The 18,651-nt window shown below is 68.1% G+C and carries 14 protein-coding genes; 4 read left to right on the top strand and 10 right to left on the bottom strand.

Features of this window, described 5'->3' with window-relative positions:
* Positions 1-40 precede the first annotated feature (40 nt).
* The 4 genes from ACXC9Q_RS27460 to ACXC9Q_RS27475 form a co-directional block, all read right to left on the bottom strand.
* Positions 41-586 (bottom strand): hypothetical protein, encoded by a 546-nt coding sequence (locus tag ACXC9Q_RS27460; RefSeq protein ID WP_457059510.1) that lies wholly within the window; start codon positions 584-586, stop codon positions 41-43.
* Complete coding sequence (locus tag ACXC9Q_RS27465; protein ID WP_457059511.1) at positions 583-1,167, bottom strand: hypothetical protein; 585 nt, start codon at positions 1,165-1,167, stop codon at positions 583-585. The genes ACXC9Q_RS27460 and ACXC9Q_RS27465 overlap by 4 nt, the downstream gene beginning before the upstream one ends.
* A gap of 198 nt (positions 1,168-1,365) precedes the next feature.
* Positions 1,366-1,905, bottom strand: coding sequence for a dihydrofolate reductase family protein (locus ACXC9Q_RS27470; RefSeq protein ID WP_328519633.1), 540 nt, complete (start codon positions 1,903-1,905; stop codon positions 1,366-1,368).
* 15 nt (positions 1,906-1,920) lie between these two features.
* Positions 1,921-2,484 (bottom strand): NADPH-dependent FMN reductase, encoded by a 564-nt coding sequence (locus ACXC9Q_RS27475; protein ID WP_457059512.1) that lies wholly within the window; start codon positions 2,482-2,484, stop codon positions 1,921-1,923.
* A gap of 93 nt (positions 2,485-2,577) precedes the next feature.
* Here ACXC9Q_RS27475 and ACXC9Q_RS27480 point away from each other — a divergent pair, with 93 nt between their 5' ends.
* Both ACXC9Q_RS27480 and ACXC9Q_RS27485 read left to right on the top strand, forming a co-directional pair.
* A complete protein-coding gene (locus tag ACXC9Q_RS27480) occupies positions 2,578-5,634 on the top strand; it encodes a BTAD domain-containing putative transcriptional regulator (protein WP_457059513.1) in 3,057 nt (1,018 codons plus the stop codon).
* A 94-nt stretch (positions 5,635-5,728) separates the two neighbouring features.
* On the top strand, positions 5,729-7,231 hold the full coding sequence (locus ACXC9Q_RS27485; protein WP_457059514.1) for an LLM class flavin-dependent oxidoreductase: 1,503 nt from the start codon (positions 5,729-5,731) through the stop codon (positions 7,229-7,231).
* 20 nt (positions 7,232-7,251) lie between these two features.
* On the opposite strand, the gene ACXC9Q_RS27490 is transcribed toward ACXC9Q_RS27485, so the two are convergent.
* The 6 genes from ACXC9Q_RS27490 to ACXC9Q_RS27515 all read right to left on the bottom strand — a co-directional run bounded on the left by ACXC9Q_RS27490 (position 7,252) and on the right by ACXC9Q_RS27515 (position 17,813).
* Positions 7,252-7,878 carry a DUF6308 family protein gene (locus ACXC9Q_RS27490; protein ID WP_457059515.1) on the bottom strand — a complete coding sequence of 209 codons (627 nt, stop codon included), beginning with the start codon at positions 7,876-7,878 and terminating at the stop codon, positions 7,252-7,254.
* 323 nt (positions 7,879-8,201) lie between these two features.
* Positions 8,202-8,651, bottom strand: coding sequence for a hypothetical protein (locus ACXC9Q_RS27495; protein WP_457059516.1), 450 nt, complete (start codon positions 8,649-8,651; stop codon positions 8,202-8,204).
* 19 nt (positions 8,652-8,670) lie between these two features.
* Positions 8,671-10,098 (bottom strand): glycosyltransferase family 4 protein, encoded by a 1,428-nt coding sequence (locus ACXC9Q_RS27500; protein ID WP_457059517.1) that lies wholly within the window; start codon positions 10,096-10,098, stop codon positions 8,671-8,673.
* 139 nt (positions 10,099-10,237) lie between these two features.
* Complete coding sequence (locus tag ACXC9Q_RS27505) at positions 10,238-10,831, bottom strand: LysE family transporter (protein WP_457059518.1); 594 nt, start codon at positions 10,829-10,831, stop codon at positions 10,238-10,240.
* A gap of 255 nt (positions 10,832-11,086) precedes the next feature.
* Positions 11,087-14,728, bottom strand: a complete 3,642-nt coding sequence (locus ACXC9Q_RS27510; RefSeq protein WP_457059519.1) for a UvrD-helicase domain-containing protein — start codon at positions 14,726-14,728, stop codon at positions 11,087-11,089.
* On the bottom strand, positions 14,721-17,813 hold the full coding sequence (locus ACXC9Q_RS27515) for a PD-(D/E)XK nuclease family protein (protein WP_457059520.1): 3,093 nt from the start codon (positions 17,811-17,813) through the stop codon (positions 14,721-14,723). Before ACXC9Q_RS27515 ends, ACXC9Q_RS27510 begins: the two co-directional genes overlap by 8 nt.
* Positions 17,814-17,933: 120 nt before the next feature.
* Between ACXC9Q_RS27515 and ACXC9Q_RS27520 the strand changes: the two genes are divergently transcribed.
* Positions 17,934-18,146: a hypothetical protein gene (locus tag ACXC9Q_RS27520; protein WP_457059521.1), complete on the top strand. Its 213-nt coding sequence runs from the start codon at positions 17,934-17,936 to the stop codon at positions 18,144-18,146.
* Positions 18,130-18,549: a VOC family protein gene (locus ACXC9Q_RS27525; RefSeq protein ID WP_457059522.1), complete on the top strand. Its 420-nt coding sequence runs from the start codon at positions 18,130-18,132 to the stop codon at positions 18,547-18,549. The genes ACXC9Q_RS27520 and ACXC9Q_RS27525 overlap by 17 nt, the downstream gene beginning before the upstream one ends.
* Positions 18,550-18,651 lie beyond the last annotated feature (102 nt).

Genomic DNA, 18,651 nt, shown 5'->3' on the forward strand with positions numbered 1-18,651 from the left:
ACGTTCGCCGTACGGGCCGCGCGGTCTGGCGTTCGCCGGGTCAGAGGGTCAGCAGACGCTGGAAGAAAGCGCGGTAGCGCTGCAGGGCCGAGCGGAGGTCTTCGGTCGACGGCTCGCCGTCGGACCACTGCTTCTCCAGCTCCTGGTGCTGCTGGTCGAAGGTGTCCGAGAGTCGCTTGAGCAGGTCGTCGACGAGGTTGTCCGCCTCGCTGACGGAGTTGCGCGGATCGTCGACGAAGCCCTGCTGGATGACCTCCCAGCGGGTCCGGAAGTCGACCACCGCATCGGGAGCCACCAACGGGTCCTCCATTGCCGACGCGCCCACGGTCTCATCCGTCGTGCGGTCGTCGGTCGTGCGGTCGGCCAGGCCGGCGTCCGGGGTCCGGTCGTCGTACCGGTCGTCCGCCGGGCGGCTGAGCGCGTCGTCGGTCACACGGTCGTCGTAGCGGTCTTCCGCGATGCGGTCGTCCGTCGTACGGCCGAGCGCGTCGTCCGTCGTAGGGCCGGGGTCGATGCGGTCCGTGTCGGTCATGACGCGGTCGTCGTCCGTCGTCGGGTCGAAGCGACGGTCCTCGTGCCTGGTCATGCTTGCTCCTTCGCGTCGGTCGGTTGGGTGCGGTGGTGTCCGCTGTCGTTCGCGCTGTCGGCCAGCAGGGCGTCGACCAGCGCGCGATAGGCGGTCACCGCTTGCCGGAGTTCTTCGGTGTCGGCCTCACCGTGGGCCTGGGCGACCGCGACCCGGTGCGCGTCGCGGTAGTTCGCGGCGACCTCGGGGTGGTCGACCGAGATGTCGTTGACGCGCTGGTCGAACTCGTCGACCGGGTACCCGGTCTCGCGCATCATCCGCAGGACGAGCCGATCCGCGTCGGCGACTGCCGATCCGGGACGGTCGACGAAGCTCTGCTGGATCCGGACCCACTCGCCACGGTAGAGCTCCGCGGACTCGCGGCTCAGCGGAACGATGTCGAGCTTCGACACCCGGCGTTCACGTTCGCGCAGCTCGCGCTCGGCGCTGCGCCGGTCACCGGAGTCCTCGAGCGTACGCTCGTACTCGGGTCCGAACCGCTCGTGCAGCTGCTGCGATTCTCTGCGCTGGTAGACGAAGAACACCGCTGCCGCCGCGAGTACGACGATAACGATGATGACTATGGTCAGGACGGTACCCATCAGACCTCCAGTCCGATTGCTGGTGCGGACCTGCGATCTGGCGAAACCGATCGCGAGGACCCCTCTGCAGGCGGTCCCCCAGCGCCGCCTCACATCCCCGAAGTCGCACCGGTACCCAGGGCAAACGCAGACAAGCGTCCAGCCGGCCACCTTATGGTTCGGTGACCAGCTGGACGCTGTCCGTGATGTGCTGAGTGATCAGGCCTTCGGCGCCAGCTTGTGCACGACGATGCCGGACTTGAAGGTGGTGGTGCCGAGCAGCTCGAGGTGGGTGAGCTCGAGGTCGATGCCCTTGAACATGTTGTCGCCGTCGGCCACCACCGGGAAGAACCAGAAGTGGTACTCGTCGACCAGCTTGTTCTCCAACAGGGTCTTCGAGAACGACCCGGTGCCGTACTTGATCAGGTTGCCGCCATCCTGCTCCTTGAGCCGGCGGACCGCCTCGGCGGCGTCACCCTCCAGCGGCTGGGCGTTCCACTTCCACTCGGTGAGCGTGCGGCTGGCGACGTACTTCGGCATCGCGTTGAAGTGGTCCGTGAACGGGTCCCCGCCGCGCTGCGACCAGGCGTCGGCGAACCCTTCGTAGGTGACGCGGCCGAGCACTTGCGCGTCGACGCCGTCCATCAGCGCCACCGAGTAGGCGGAGTGCTCGTCGTCCCAGTACGGCGGGCTCCAGCGCTGCGGGTTGTCGATGACGCCGTTCAGGGTGATGAAGGTGGACTCGATCAGCTTCCTCATTGGACTATCCCTCTCTCAGTGTTGGTAAGGACGCTTGGAGCGCGCGTCCCGGAGCGCTTCGGCCCACCAGACGAGCTGGTCGAGCATGATCTTGGCTTCCGCCTCGTAGCCGGCGGAAGGACGTGGCCAGCCGCCGTCCGCGGTGAACTGCTCCCAATAGCAGGGCAGTGCGACCGTGTTGCGGATGGTGACGGCCTGCAGTTCGGTGAAGACCTGCCGGAGCTGTGCGGTGGCGCACCGCCCACCGCTCTCCCGGCCGTAGCTGACGATTGCGACGGGCTTGGCGTGCCATTCCTCGTAGTACCAGTCCAGTGCGGTTTTCAGCGGTGCCGGAAAGCTGCTGTTGATCTCCGGCGTCACCACTGCGAACGCATCCGCACTGTCGAGCCTCGGAGCGAGTACGGCGACCTCCGTCGGCATCTCGTCGTCGGTGTCGGGCAGTGTGGGCGGCAGATGCGCGGTGGCCAGGTCGACTATGTCGACTTCGAACTGCTTGGCCGCCTGCCTGGCCAGCCAGTGCGCCACGGTCGGACCGAACCGCCCGTTGCGAGTGCTGCCGATAATCACTGCCAGTCGCATCGTCGTGTCTCCTTCCGATGAGACAGACTCTGCCGGAGACCGTTTACGGTTTCTTTCCGGTCGCTGGGCCGGTGATCGGAATAAGGTGCGGCCATGCGCTTCGGGGTGCTGGGACCGGTGACGGCCTGGACGGACGCGGGATCGCCCGTGGTCATCCAGGGGCTGAAGGTCCGTGCGCTCTTGGCCGACCTGCTGGTGCACGAGGGCCGCCCTGTCCCGGCGGACCGACTGATCGACGACCTGTGGAGCGCAGACCTGCCGGGCAACCCGTCCGGCACATTGTCGGCCAAGGTCTCGCAACTCCGACGCGCTTTCGAGGACGCCGAGCCTGGCAGCCGCGCACTGGTCAACTCCGGTCCGGCGGGCTACTCACTGACCGTCGACAGTTCGTCGTACGACGCTCTGGAGTTCGCCGACCGGATTGCGTCGGGTGACCTCGGTGAGGCACTCAAACTGTGGCGTGGACCCGCGTACGCCGACTTCGCCGACGAACCGTTCGTCGAGACAGCCATAGCCCGACTGACCGAGCAGAGGCTGACCGCTCTCGAGACGTGGCACGAGGAGCGGATCGGCTCGGGCGACTATCCGGTCAGCGAGCTCGCCGACCTCGTGATCTCCCACCCGCTGCGAGAGCGACTCCGGGCCTCACACATGAAGGCCCTCTACCGCAGCGGCCGGCAGAGCGAGGCATTGGAGAGCTACGAGCAGCTGCGTCGTCAGCTGCTGGATGACCTCGGCCTGGATCCCAGTCCCGAGCTCGTTGCCCTCCACCAGTCGATCCTCACGCAAGAGCTCCCACACGCTCGCACCAACCTTCCGGCCCAACTGACCGACCTCATCGGACGTGCGGAGGCCGTGCAGGACGTCAGCTCGTCTCTAGCGTCCTCGCGTCTCGTCACGCTGACCGGGCCTGGGGGCGTAGGCAAGACACGCCTGGCACTCGCTGCTGCGGCCGAGGTGGTGGATCGCTTTGCGGACGGCGTGGTCCTGGTGGAGCTGGCAGCGGTGACACCTGATGCGATCTCGGTCAGCAGTTCGCTCACAGACGCCGTACAGGCCGCACTCGACCTGCGGGATTCCACTGGCTCCAGTGACGGCGTGGTCGACCGGCTCGCGGCCGTGATGGGCTCTCGGCTCCTGGTGCTGGATAACTGCGAGCAGGTGGTCGCAGAGGTTGCTGAGCTGACAGACCGGCTTCTGGCCGCGGCACCGGGGCTGCGCGTGCTGGCGACGAGTCGTGAGCCGCTGGGCCTCGCGGGCGAGGTCGTTTGGAGTGTGCCGCCGCTTGAGGTGCCGTCGCCTTCTTTCGATCTGGACGCACTCGGCGAGTGCAGTGCGGTCCAGCTGTTCATCACTCGCGCCGCGGCTGCCTCGCGCGGCTTCTCCCTGTCCGCGGAGACGGCTGCCGACGTGTCCGTGCTGTGCCGGCGGCTTGACGGGATCCCACTGGCGTTGGAGCTCGCTGCGACGCGCGTGCGTGCGTTGGGAGTCCGTGGATTGGTGGCGCGCCTCGACGACCGCTTCCGGTTGCTGGCGACCGGACACCGTGGTGCTGCACCGCGCCAGCAAACTCTGTTCGCGATGATCGACTGGAGCTGGGAGTTGCTCGCTCCGGATGAGCAGTCCGTCCTGCGACGGCTCGCCGTACCTGCGGATGGATGTACGGCGGAGGCCGCGGCGGCGCTGTGTGACGAGCCGGACGTACTGGATGTGCTGGTTCGGCTCGTGGACCGGTCGCTCGTCGTACCCGTGCACGGGGTGGATGGGCCGCGCTATCGGTTGCTCGAGTCGGTAGCGGCGTACTGCACGGAGAAGTTGCGCGCCTTCGGTGAGTTGGAGACAGTGCGGCAGCGCCATCTGTCGTACTACACGTCGCTGGCCGAGGCAGCCCGACCTGCTTTGTTCGGTGGTGAGCAGAGTCGGTGGTTGCAGTTGCTCGATGAGGACTCGGCCAACTTGCGGACCGCACTGGATCGGGCGGTCGCCACTGAGCAGGTGGATGTGGCGGAGCGGATGGTCGATGCGCTGGCTTGGTACTGGTTCCTGCGCGGGCGTCTGATGGAGGCTGTGCGGTCTTTGGAGGCTGTGCCCGGTTCTGCTCGGGCGGAGGCTTGGCGGGTCGGGTTCAAGTACCTCCTGGGTGACAGTGATGCGGCGGGGGAGCGGGACCGGTGGGCGGATGCGGCTGACGCTCGAGCGCAGTGGTGGATCGCCTACACCGGCAGCGACGCGGGCGACCTCGCGACGTGTCTGACGCTCTTGGAGAGCGCACTGAAGAGCTTCGAGGCCGACGGAGACCAGTGGGGTGTGGCTGCGGTACTTGCGGCCCGCGCGAAGCACGCGCACGTGCGGGCTGACCTGGCGGCGTTGTCTGCCGATGCTTCCGAGAGTGTGCGGATCTTCCGGTCGCTGGGAGACCGGTGGGGCATGTTGCAGGCGACCAGTTGGCTTGGCGCCCACGCGGAGCTCGTCGGCGACTTCGACGAGTCGGCGCGGCTGCATCTGGAGAGTGCGCAGATAGCGGAGGAGCTGGGACTGTGGCCTGAGCTGGCCAGCGCGCTGGGCATGCTCGGGTGGACCTCGATCAGACAGGGCCGCTATGAGTCGGCCCGGACCCACGGCGAGCGCGCACTGCGGCTGGCGACCGAACAAGGCCAGCGCTCGACGCAGGCCCTTGCGGAGATCGTGCTGGGCTTCGCGGCCCGTCGTACTGGCGCCCTTGCGGAAGCCTCGCAGCGCCTACAGGCCTTGATCGACGCCGCCCGCCGGCAGGGCGAGCCAGTGCTCTACTTGTCGATCGTGCTGGAGGAGCTCGGCTTCGTCAGGGAACTCCAGGGCGACGGTGTAGCCGCCTTGGAGCTACACATGGAGGCCTTCCGGATCTCTGAGGAGTTCGGTTCGTTGCGCAGCATGTGCTGGGCTCTGGAAGGCATCGCGGCCTGCCACCCCGACAAGACTCTCGCCGCGACCCTCCTCGGCGCGGCTGCCGCCACTCGTGCCAGTGACAACTACCTGATCGCCGCGACCGAGTCCGAGGACTTGACGCGAGCCACCACGGCTGTCGAATCCGCGGTGGGGGAGGACGCCTACCGCGCCGCCTATGCCACGGGGAGCACCCTCACACCTCAGCAAGCCTTCGGCTTGGTGTGATCCTGTTCGCCAGCAGATGTTCTGTGGTTGAGATTATTCGTCTAGCGAAGTAGTTTTGCTGGCGAACGAACCTCTGACAGGTGAAGGTGAACCCATGGACTACGGCCACGAGCTGGTCTTCGGCACGTTCCTGACCCCCGCGGTCGACAACCCCGCCCGCGTGATCGCGCTGGCGCAGCTGACCGAGCAGGTCGGCCTCGACCTCGTCAGTTTCCAGGATCATCCGTACCAGCCCCGGCTGCTGGACGCCTGGACTCTGCTGTCAGTCGTCGCCGCCCAGACCCAGCGCGTGAAGGTCACCACCAACGTCGCCAACCTCCCGCTCCGTCATCCCGTCGTCCTCGCCCGCAGCGTCGCCACGCTGGACCTGATCACCGGCGGCCGCGTGGAGCTCGGCCTCGGCGCCGGCGGCTTCCTGGACGCCGTCGCGGCCAACGCCGGCCCGCACCTGACCACCGGCCAGAGCATCGCCGCGCTGGAGGAAGCCATCGCGATCATGCGCGAGGTCTGGACGCCGACCGGCGGTGGCATTCGGCTGCCAGGCAAGCACTACACCGTCTCCGGCGCCAAGCGCGGTCCCGAGCCCGCACACGACGTCGAGATCTGGCTGGGCGCCTACAAACCCCGCATGCTCGCCCTCACCGGCCGCCTCGCCAACGGTTGGCTCCCGACCAGCGCGTACGCCGGCCCGGACCAGCTCGCCGCGATGAACAAGATCATCGATGAGGCCGCGGTCGAGGCGGGCCGCGACCCCGCCTCGGTGCGACGGCTCTACAACGTGTCTGGCCGGTTCAGTGGCAGCGGTGGCTTCCTGCAGGGGCCCGAGGAGGTGTGGATCGATCAGCTCGCAGAGCTGACGATGGGCGAAGGCATGAGCACGTACATCCTCGGCTCCGACGATCCGGACGACATCCGCCGCTTCGCCGAGGTCGCCGCTGGTGTCCGCGAGGCCGTCGATGCCGCTCGCTCAGGAGGCGTTGTCGAGCCTCGTGCGGCGGATGGGTTCGGCGTCGTGCCGACTCCACCTCCGGCTGTACGACGGAGCGCCGTACAGGTGCTCGTTGAGTCGGAGCGACCCACTGGTCCTGCGCTCGACCCGGACCGCACGTACACGCCGTACCAACTGTCGTCCGGTCAGCATCTGATCGACGTACACGACCATCTGCGCGCGGAGCTCGAGCAGATCCGTGACCTGGTCGAGCAGGTGGCTGCCGGCTCGATCGGCGTCGGCCAGGCGCGCTCGCACATCAACACCATGACCATGCGACAGAACAACTGGACCCTCGGCACGTACTGCGAGTCCTACTGCCGCCTGGTGACCACACACCACTCGTTGGAAGACGCATCGCTCTTCCCGCACCTCAGGCGAGCCGATCCGGCGCTGGCGCCTGTCGTGGACCGGCTGGAAGCCGAGCACCGCATCATCCACGACGTACTGGAAGGTGTGGACAAGGCGCTGGTCGCGCTGGTCGACGGCTCGGGCTCCATCGACGGTCTGCGCGCAGCAGTCGACCTGCTGGACGACACGCTGCTCTCACACCTGTCCTACGAGGAGCGCGAGCTGGTGGAGCCGCTGGCGCGGCTCGGCGTTATGTAGCGTCAACCAGCAGCGAGGCGCTATTTAGCCTCACCCAGCAGCGAGGCGAGGATGTCGAGCAGGCGGAGCGTCGGCACCTCGCCGAGCAGCCGCGCGGCCGACGTGGGCGGCTCGGCGATCAGGCGGACCTGCAGCAGCTTGAAGTCGCGGATGTTGGCCGGGTTCACCAGGTCGCGGTGGACCGCGGTGAGGAACTCCGAGCCCGCCGACGCCGTGCCGTAGGTCATCCGGATGAAGCTGTCGGTGACCGGGTAGAGGTACGGCCGCTTCAGGTGCAGCAGCTTCGACTTCTTGGCGTGGCCGAAGCCGCGGTGGCCGGTGAACTTCTCGTCCAGCGCCATCGCCGCCACGAACAGGTCGCTGCCCGGGGTCGCGTCCTCCAGCCGCGCGTCGACCGGGATCGCGGCGAACTCCTTCTCCGCCTCGACCTCCAGCAGCCACGGGATGTCCATCGCCCGCAGGTCGGCGCCGATCACCATCGTCCGGGCCAGGTCCTCCAGCGTCACCTGGTCAGGATCGGAACCGCCGACGCACGTCATCCCTGGCAGACCGTCGTAGTACTGGAGTACGGCGCCGTTGGTCTCGGCGTACAGCCGCAACTGCGCGATCGCCTCGTCGACGACGATCTTGCGAGTACCGATGTTCATGAGCCACACCCTCACACTCTTGGTGGCAGACCCGCCAGCGGCCGGACCAACATCCGAACGTTCCAACTCTGTTTCCGCAGATCGTAGGCGACCGCGCGCTCATCCACACGCCAGGGTCACTTCCCGTTATCCACAACCTGTAATCATGCACTCCGCACGGCCTCCGATCTCCATAGACTCTCAGTGACTGACCATCAACTGAGCGGAGGCGACCGTGGCGTTGGCCCGGCGACTCGTCGCCTTGTTCCTGACTGTTCTGCTCCTCGTGCCCGTCGGCCCAGTGGCTCATGCGGCACCCCCCGACGCGTCGGCGTGTGGTGGTTTCAGTCCGCCATGAACTTGCGAAGCACGTCAGCGCCTGGTTCGCCCGGCGGCAGCCATCGACTCCCAGGAAAGACGTCGGCCAGAGCCTGATCGGTGACGAAGATCGGGCCTGCGTAGCCGGCGGGGACCTTCGCCGGCAGCAAGGTCGTGTCGTCGATGATGATGCCGTGCTTCACTCGGGAGGCGGCCAGTACCGGTAGGTCCGCCGCGATGCTGGTGCTGCCGAACGCCGACCGGTCGTTGGCCGTCAACAAATGGGTCACGTCTTCGAGGTCCGCGTGCGTCATGGCCGTTGGCAGTAGCGCTGCATCGTGCAGCCATGGCAACCACTGGACCGCTCTGTCCATCGGCGCGATCGCCAGCCTCGTGGCCTTGGTCTCGACCGACGGACGCCCGAGCAGCTCGTAGTACAAGGATCGGAGATGTTCGGCCTGGCTGCCCCAGGACATTTCGTGACGCAACTTGCCGTCAGCAACGCTCGCGGTATGGCGCAGCGTCGGCCAAGATGTGTGACACCTTGGCAGCAAGGTCCGACGCGTTCTCCGCCTCGAAGACTTCACCGATCCCAGTACTGCCAACAAAGTCTCGCAACGTCGGCATGTCGCTCGTCACGACCGGAAGCCCGGCGAACACATACTCGAAGACCTTGTTGGGTAGGGCCATCTCGTGGCTCGGGTACCGCAGCAGCGGAATCAGCCCGACATCTGCGGTCCGCAGGTAGTGCGTGACATCGTTCGGAGGCACCGGGTCGAGAAAGTGGACTCGCTCGCCGACATTCAACGAGGTGGACAGCCGGCGTAGCTCGTCAACCGGTCTCATCTTGACGGTCGGTACACACACCACTGCGAGATGTACGCCGGGAAGGTGCTGGAGGGACGCGATCGCCGTTTGAACTCCGCGCGCATGGGTGATCCCGCCGCTGTAGACCATCAACGGCACCGAAGGCTCGAGTTCGAGCGCGTCGCGGATATCGGGCATATCCGCGATGGGCTCGACAGCCGGTGGGCTGTTGATCACAACGGTCGGCGTACGATCCAACCGGTGCCGTGCCTGCAGCGTTTGCGCGATCGCCGGGCTGACGGTGACCACGCGATCCACCTTCTGGATGTACTCGCGCTCATGTTTGGCCCAGGCAGCAATGAGCCGCGGCGTCCGCGGTGGATAGACGGACAGGCCAGGGACGTACTCGTGGGCGTCGTAGACGACTTTCACAGTGCGCCCCTGCAGGGCTGCTCTCCCTGCCGCTCGGACGGCGACCCCGATAACGTGCATGTCGTGGGCGTGCAGGACGTCTGGGCGTAGCCGATCCAGCAGTTGCGCGAAGGTGGCTTCGTAGTCGTACGCTTCCGGGATGATTCTCCGCCAGCTCACAGGTCGGGCCCGTTGTGTGAGCCACCGGTCCCAACGCTGCCAGAATGTTGCTGCCTGTCGTCCTTCGTAGCCGGCCAGGCGCGAGCGAAACGCGGCGAAGGTACGCGTCAGCCGAAGGTTCTGTTGGCGTAGCTTGCGGGCCACCTTTCCGGTCTGGAACCTGACCGTTCCCATCGAGCCGGCCATCCGCTGGGCCTTGGCACGTCCGGATTCCGCGGTGAGCTCAGCCTGCCGAGCCGACAGCCGAGCTGCCTGGACCGACCCGGGAACAGTGCCGGCGAGGATCCGCCGCGAGCGTCGGCGACCGCGACGCCGGTTGCGTTCGTCGCGGAGAAGGAATCGGCCGGGCACCCGGATCATCACGACGTCACCGTCGATCGTGTCGATGGTGATCGACCCCGACGCCGTCACGCCCAGCAACGTGACCCGCCAGCCCTCCTTGCCAAGGGCAACCGCCTCCTTCAGTACTCGGGTGTCGTTGGTGATGTCATTGGCGACCAGCATGACGACATGCGAAACGTGCACGCGGCCCTCCTCGGGTAGTGGTTACGTGCAGAAACGGGCCGTGCTGCAGGATTGGTTGCAGATTCGCTCAGAGTCGGCTGCAGATGCGCCGTACTGGCGGAGGGGATAGCGTCGCCTCAGGTCCTTGTCGGCTGGATCGTCAGAGCGGCCGTGAGGACGAGACCAGTCGGATGGCCAGCGCGATGATCACCAGGCTGGAGAGCAGTGCGGTGAGCAGTCGGCCGAGGTGTCCGGTGAGGGCTCGGCCCAGTAAGGCGCCGCTGGTGGCTAGGAGTAGTTGCCAAGTGGCGGATGCTGCGAAGGCAGCGACTACGAAGGAGGCGCGCTCGGGTGGGGTGGGGGCGGCCGACGTGCCGGAGCCGCCGAGTACCAGGGCGGCGAAGTAGAGCACTGTCATGGGGCTGAGCAGGGTCATGCCGAGCAGTCCGAGGTACGCGGTTCGTGCGCCTGGCGGGAGATCCTGGGCGATTCCGGCCAGGCGGGGCGCGCGGTATCGCCGTACCGCCTTCAGAGCGCCGACCGTGGCTAGCCCTATCAGCAGCACCATGGAGATCCAGCGCAGCGGGACCACCATCGGCACAAGCAAGGGTGCGAGGGCTGTACCGGCGACGGCGGCTGTCAGGGCGTAGACGCCGTCGGCTGATGCGACTCCCAGTGCGGCGCTGGCTCCGACTCGGAGCGAAGTTCGGGCGGTCAGGGCTACGAGATAGGTGCCTACGGGTCCGACTGGCATGGCTATGCCGTAGCCGGCCAAGAGGCCTGCCAGCAGCGCGGCCGTCACGAGCGGACGGGGATCGACCTCCGGCATCGGACGCGGCGCTGCTGGATGCCCGCGGCCGGTCCGGCAGCAGGAATCAACAGCGACAGTCCGTTGGTCGTAGCCATGCGCTCATGATGCGGACTGTCGCTGATGCTCCACAAGCGAATATACGAGCGCCTCCATCAACCAGGTCGAGGCCAGTTGCCTAGTGCAACAACCTGCGGAGGGTCAGAGACGGCGTTCGATGGCCTTGGTGGGGTTGAGGAAGAGGAGGACCGGCGGGGCGGTGTTGGGGAGGATGGTTGCGTACGTTTGGAGTTGGGGGGCGTAGTACGCGACTCGGGCGTCGAGGGCGGCTGCCGGGATGGCGTCGGTTTTGTAGTCGACGATGGTGAGGCGGCCGTCGTCTTCGCGGTAGATGAGGTCGACGAAGCCTTCGAGGACGGTGCCGTCGGGCTGGACGGTGCCGACGTAGGACTCGCGCCAGTGTTCGCGGGCGGCGGCTCGTTGGACGACGTCGGAGGTGAGAGCTGAGCGGACGAGGGCGGTGACCACGTCGGCGTACTCGAGGACGCCTTCGGCGAGGCATTGGGTGGAGACTGCGGCTTCGAGGCCGGCGCCGGTGGACAGGTCGACGACTTGCAGTACGGCGTGGACCGCGCGGCCGATCGCGGTGCCGTAGCGGCCCTTGGACCATGGGGGGAGTTCGAGGTCGCGCGGGGCTTTGGCGGTGCCGGGATCCACCTCGGCGAGGACGACGTCGGGGCCGGTGCCTTCCAGGCCGGAGGCGCTCTGGGCGGAGCGTGCGCGGCTGGCGGATTGGGCGGTGGCGGCGCGGGATTCCCATTCGGTGCGGGAGATCGGTGGGGTGACGTCGGGGGTGATACGCGGCTCGCGTTCGACCGCGGGCGGGCTGGTGAAGAGCGTGGCGTGGGGTGCCTCGACGCCGCCGGCGGAGGCCAGGAGCTCGGCGTTGCTGGAGTGGCGGCGGTTGCCGGAGCGGTGCAGGGACACGACCAGGTGATCGCGTGCGCGGGTGGCGGCGACGTACAGGAGGCGTCGGCGTTCGTAGTCGTCCATCTGCTCGTCGACCGGCTGGACGAGGTCGAAGTCCTCGGTCTGCACGGATGATTTGAGCTTCACGGCGTACCCGCCGTCCGGTGGCCAGAGGACCTGGACGCCGCGCTGCCGGTTGGGTGCCGCGGTCATACCGGACAGGATGACGATCGGGAACTCCAGACCCTTCGCGGCGTGGATCGTCATCACGCGTACGGCGTCCGCGTCGGTCTCGGGCAGGACCGCCTCGGCGACGCGTGAGGTTTCCTCGCCCTGGTGGGCGGCCCAGGCCAGGTACGAGCGCAGACCGCCGTGCTCGACCTCGGACCAGGCGCGGGCTTGGTCGACGACGAAGCGGATCCGGCGCCAGGCGTCTCGGGCCCGTGGGCCGATTGCTGCGACTTCGAGCATGCGGCGGTCGGCGACGATCTTCGCCAGGACTTCGCTCGGGGTGAGCCAGCGGGCGGCTTTGTAGGTGCTCCACAACCAGGCGATCGCCTCGCCGACCGGGTGGGTCACGAGGGAGTCGGGGATGGGCGCGGCCAGGTTGAACGTGCCGCCGGAGCGTTTCCAGACGAAGAGGTCGTCGTCGCCGCAACCGAACAGTGGTGAGCGCAGGGTGGTGACGAGGGCGAGCTGGTCGCTCGGATCGCCGAGGGCCCGGGCGCAGGCGAGGAGGTCGCGGACTTCGGCGGTTTGGTAGACGAGGGAGCTGGCCTCGGCGCGGTACGGGATGTCGGCGCGGTCGAGGGCGTCCTCGAGGAACGGGAGCGACGTACGCGCGGGGACCAAGACGGCGATGTCGCCGGCTTCCGCGGGTCGCCAGTTGCCGGTGCGGTCGTCGTACACCTGCCAGTCGTCGCGCAGCGCCTGCTCGACGACTGCCGCGACGTCACGCGCCTCGCGTTCGCGGAGGACGGAGGCTTGCGCGCGGGGGAGGTCGTTGTGCGGCTCGGCGCCGAGGACGGTGACGCTCGCGCCGGAGGCGGTCTCGTCGTAGGGCTCGGGGGATTGCGGTACGACGGCGGACGCCGAGTCGTCGCCGTGGCGCCGGAACGGGAGGACCGTGGCGAGGTCGCCGAGCCGATCGGCGGTGTCAGGGATGTCGGCTGGGGAGACCGGGGTGCTTGGTGAGGCAGATGCCGCCGGGTCGTCCGGCGAGACGAGATCGTCGAAGAGCGTGAGGTCGTCGTCGGAGTCGTCCAGGAAGGAGAGCTGGTCGCCGCGGACCGGGGCGGTGGTGCTGGGGTCGTGGGTGAGGGCAGCCCGAGCCGAGTGTGAAGCAGAGCTTGACTGGCCCCGGCCGGAAGACGAGCCGGACCCGGTGCCAGGTGATGCCGGGTCGGGGTGGGACGGGGCCGACGCGGTGCCGGGTGAGGCTGGGGCGGGGGAGGCCGAACCTCCGGTGGAGGTGGGGCCGGTGCGGTGGGGGGAGAGGGATTGGTAGGAGGGTTGGGCGGATTCTTGGGGTTGGATCAGGGTTTCGAAGACCGTGTTGATCCAGCGGAGGATGGGTGCGACGGTGCGGAAGTTGGTGGTGAGCGCGACGGTTTCGCCGAGGAGGTGCTGGGCGGTGAGGTACGTCGCGATGTTGGCGCGGCGGAAGCGGTAGATCGACTGTTTGGGGTCGCCGACGACGAACAGGCGGCCTTCTGGAACTTCGACGTCGCGCCAGTCCTCGGCTTCTGCTTCGGCGCCACCCGCGATCCGGACGGCGAGCTCGATCTGGATCGGGTCGGTGTCCTGGAACTCGTCCAGCAGAAGCCGCTCGAAGCGCTCCTGCAAGGCTGCGCGGACAGCCGGGTTCCTGCGCAGGAGGTCGCGGGCGAGAACCAGGAGGTCGTGGAACTCCAGGCGCCCCTCCTCACGGCGGATCCGGGCCGATTCCAGCACGCGCTCGGCGATCCAGTGTGAAAGGTGCCGAAGGCAAGCATCCAGGAGCAGCTCGACCAGCGAACCGGCGACCTCGACCACCTCGGTGCAGTCGCCGCGGACCCGGTTGATGTCCGGCCAGTTCTCCTTGCGCCCGATCCGGCCGACCTTCAGACCGCGCAACGTCTGCAGGATCGCGAGCTGCGTCTCCTGGTCGGTCGCGGCCTCCAGCATCACCCCCAGCTCGCGGATCTGCGCCACCTTCGGCAACAGCCGGTCCTCGGGATCCAGACACGACTCGGCCACTCCACCGATCTGCGCCGCCGCCGCGACCAGCCCGGTCAGGTCCGGCATCGACACCAGCTCTGGTGGATCCACCAGCACGCGTTCGGCGATCAGGTCCCAGTCGTTCCCGAACAGTCGTGCCAGCGACCGCAGGTGTTTCAGCTCGACCCCGACCGCCATCGCGAGCAGCAGCGGCTCCGCGATCGAGTCGTCGTCCAGCAGCAGCTGCTGCAGCTCGGCCCAGCGCTCCTCGAAGGCGACGGACGAACCCACCTCGTCCAGGACGTCGATGAGTGGCGGCAGGCCGGCTTCGATCGGATGGGCGAGCAGGATCTGCTGGGCGAAGGCGTGCAGAGTGCCGATCGAGGCCGAGTCGAGGTCGTCCAACGCTGCATCGGCGAGGTGGCCGGCGGGGCCCTTCCGAGCATTCTCGAACTCGACCCGCAACCGATCGCGCAGCTCGGCGCCGGCCTTCTCGGTGAAGGTGACGGCGGCGATTGTGCGCAGCGGTACGCCGTCGCGCAGCACGAGTGTGGTCACGCGGTCGACGAGAGCGTGCGTCTTGCCGGATCCGGCGCCCGCCTCGACAAACAGTGTGGCGTCGGTGTCGGATCGGATGCGATCCCGGGCCGCACCGTCCAGCAACTGCTCAGCCATCGCCGGCCCCCTCTGAAGCGAGCAACTCCAGAGCGGTCGGATCGATCAACTGGACCAACCTCTCCAGCGTCGGGTCGTGCCGCTTGCGATCCCACCGCGCCCGCACCTCGCTGTGCCCGAGCCCGTCCGGGTTGCAGTACGGGCACTGCACCCACAGGAAGTCCGGCACCTCGGGCGCCTTCGGCGGGAAGAATCCGGCCGCGATCGACGACACGATCACGTCGAGTGTGTCGACGTACCGGGCCTCGACCTCGGGGGTCAGCGGCACCGGGATCCGCTTCCCGCCGCGCCGGACGAACCAGTACGACGCCTCGACCGGCGTGGACTGCTCTCCCAGCCGGGCCCGCGCCGCGTACGCGTACACCGGCAGCTGCAGCTTCGTCCCGCCCGCCACGGGATCCGACTCGATCGCCTCGTACCGCGAGAACCCACCGGTCTTCACGTCCGTCACATAGATGGTCCCGTCCGCGCCGAGATCGACCTTGTCGGCCGATCCTCGCAGCAGCACCCGCCCGGACGGCACCGGGATCTCCACCGGCGGTTCACCGTCGAACCCGAACCGCAGCTCGCTCGCCACCACGGACGCGTCCCGCTCCACCCGCCACCGATCGTCGTCGGTCAGCAGCACCATCAGGTCACCGAGGACCCGCAACCGCTCCCGCTGCCACAACCGCGGATGCCCCGTCAGCCCCTCGGCCTCGAACTGGTCCGCGAGATCGGCCCCGATTGCGAGCAGCAACGACCGCTGCTCGGTCGTCCACGGCTCGCCGTACCCGGGCAGCGAACCGGCCAATCGCGACACGAAGGCATCGAGACTGTTGTGAATCAGATTCCCCACCTGCAACGGCGAGATCACCAGCAGATCCTCGGGCGCCTCGAGCGGCTCCACCTGCAGCAACCGCTCGACGAAATACGCATGCGGACACGTCGCGTACGCCTCCAACGACGTCGGCGAAGCGATCCGTTCCTCGACGGCGTACTCCGGCAGACCCGGCACCCCGGACAGGTCCCCGTCGAACCGCGTGAAGGCATTGCTCCCACGCCCGCGCAACAGCTCCCGTGCACGCACGAGCACTTCGTCGTTCACCCACAACCGGGCCGCCGCGGCGCGGACCTGCCACTCCTGCTCCGTCGCCGGCATGGTTGCCGTCGTCAACGATCCTGCGTACGACGCCGACGTCCGCAGCCGCTCGCCGTACTTGTCCCACTGCGTCGCGGGCAGCCCGTGATCGCCGGTCAGCTCTCGCAACGACCCTAGCAACCAGCGCGTCGGCAACCGGCGCGAGGATCGACGCAAGTCGCCGCGCGGGAATGACGCCACCACCTTCCGCGACCCGGCCGAGAACGCGACCAGCAGATGCCGTTGCTTCTCGTCGAGCCGATCCCGGAACGACGCCAGCTCCGGCGCGGCCGCCTCGCGGACGCGATGGGGCAGCAGCGCATCCTCGTGGACGCGCCCCGGATACAGATCCTCGGACAGGCCGACGACGTACACGATGTCCGCCGACAGCCCGATGCTCGCCGACAGCGGCGCCACCAGCACACCGGTGCCGAATGTCCCGACGCGGGGGAGTGACTGCTGCAACTCCAGATCGAGCACGTCGCGCAGCACGGCGAGACCGGCCGGCGTCCCCAGCTCGTCCAGCGTGGACAGGCCCTTCAGCGAGCTCTCGACCGCGGCTGCGGCGTACTGTTCCTCGATCGGCAAGGACGAATAGTCGCCGAGCAGATCATGGAAGAGCTGAAGGACTCCGCCGGCAAGCTCGGACCAGGTCTCCAGCAACGCCAAGGCACCCAACCGGCGGCGGAGCTCGGAAGCGAACGCGTGCAACCGCTCGGCCATCGAGGCGTTGTACTGCGCGCGCCGCACCGCGGCGGGACGTGGATCCTCGGCGGCCTCTTCCTGATCAGCGGTACGACGCTCGGACTCGGCGTACCGAGCGAGCCGGGTATCCCAGTCGTCGCCGCGAACCACACCGGCGGCCCGGGACATCCGCTCCCACTGCGGCACCGGGATCCGCTTGCCGGCGAAGTCGCGCGTCGGCGCATTGGCGAGCGCACGGAACACATCCGCGCGCGGCAGATCCTGATCGATGAGCGCGAGCACCTCGAGGAGGGTCCGCGCGATGGCGCGCTCGTGCACCGGTCGGGTGCCGGGTCCGTTGACCTCGATCCGCGCGGCACCGAAGTGCTCGTGCAGCAACCGTGCGTACGGCGAGGCGGCCGAGTACAGCACCGCGATCCGGTGCGCCGGGGTGTGGTCGAGCGCCTCGACCACATCGCGGACGACACACCGCACCTCGTCGTCGGCGTCGGACGCGTTGAGGATCTCGGTGGCGACCGGGTAGTTCTTCGAGATCGACGACGGCAGGTCGATACCGATGCGTTCGAGCGACCGCCGGACGGCACGGTCGGCTCGTCGTACGTCGGTCAGCCCCACGATCACCGTGAGATCGGCCGCGGCGGTGCCGAGCGCCTCGACGAAGGCTGCCTCGGACTGGGTGAGCTCCTGCGGAAGAAAGAGGACGAGCGCACCGAGCTCGCCGACAACGGCGGGCGAGGCCGCGATGCGCGTGGCGGCGGCCCTCAACAGATCCGTCTCGTCATACCAATCCGCGGCGAGCTCGGCGGTGACGTGGCGGTGCAGGCGAACGAGATCCGGGCCGAGGGTCGAGGCGTGCGTAACCTTCTCGAGGGCGGGGTCGGTGAGGTCGCGGAGCTCGCGATGGGCTGAGGCAAGCGCTTGGATGGTCGACGGATGCTCGGCGACCTCCTCGAAGATGCCCGGTGCCTTCGACAGCGCCGTCCGCCAGGTCGCCGCGACGATCGGCCGGGTCGCCGGCCGGCGCGGGGCCAGGACGCCCGCGGCGAGTTGCTCGGCCAGTCGCTCCAACGTCGCCAGGTAGAGGCCGGCGATGCCGCTGCGGGCGAGGTGGCGGCGGGCGATGACGCCGGCCAGGTTGTTGGGCAGCAGCAGCGTGACAGGGGTCATCGGATCGTCCGCCTTCAGCCGCGCGACCACGGCCTCCAGGCACTCGAGCGCGGCCGCTCCGTACGCCGTGCTCTCGATCCGGGTGCTACTCACCACAACCCCCGATGCTCGACTGTCACCGCAGACGGTAAACCCTGCCACGGACAGAAAGGTGACGGGGCGCGAAACGCCAAGGTTTCTGCAGGCCTGGCGATCCGCTCCCACAATGAAGAAATGACCAGGGAGACGACGATCGCGCGGGTGTTGCTCGTGTTCGTCTTCGCGCCGGCGGGCGGCCTGTTCGGCAAGGCCGTGGCCGAGGCCGCGCAGAGCCGCGCGTGGTGGCCGTGGCTGGTCGCGGCACTGGTCTGGCTGGTGCTGTCGGGACTGATCTCGATGGCGGTGTCGAACCCCATGGCGAAGAGCACAGATGACGAGCACAGATAATGCTCCGATGGTCGCCGCGGTGCATCACGTCGAGATCTGGGTCCCGGACCTGTCCCGGGCCCAGGAGAGCTGGGGCTGGGTCCTCAATCGGCTGGGCTGGACGGACGGTGACGGCTGGCCCGGCGGGATGACCTGGGCGGCCCCCGACGGCAGCTATGTCGTGGTCGAGCAGAGCCCGGCGATGTCGGCCGGCGAGCACGACCGGCTGCGGCCCGGGATGAACCATCTCGCCCTGAACGCGGCCGGCCGGGCCGAGGTTGACGCGATCGTCGCGGAGGCCGGCCGGCACGGCTGGACGCTGATGTTCGCCGACCGGCACCCGTACGCCGGCGGCCCGCAGCATTACGCCGCCTTCCTGCACAACACCGACGGCTACGAACTCGAGATCGTGGCTCCCGATTAGCAGGTGAGACTACTGATGCCTTGAGTGACGGTTGGGATTACCCGTATGACATGGTTACTCCAGGCAAGCAGTGGTCGCGGGGCAAGGTGGAAGGACGGTGCT

Source organism: Kribbella sp. CWNU-51 (genome assembly GCF_054073265.1).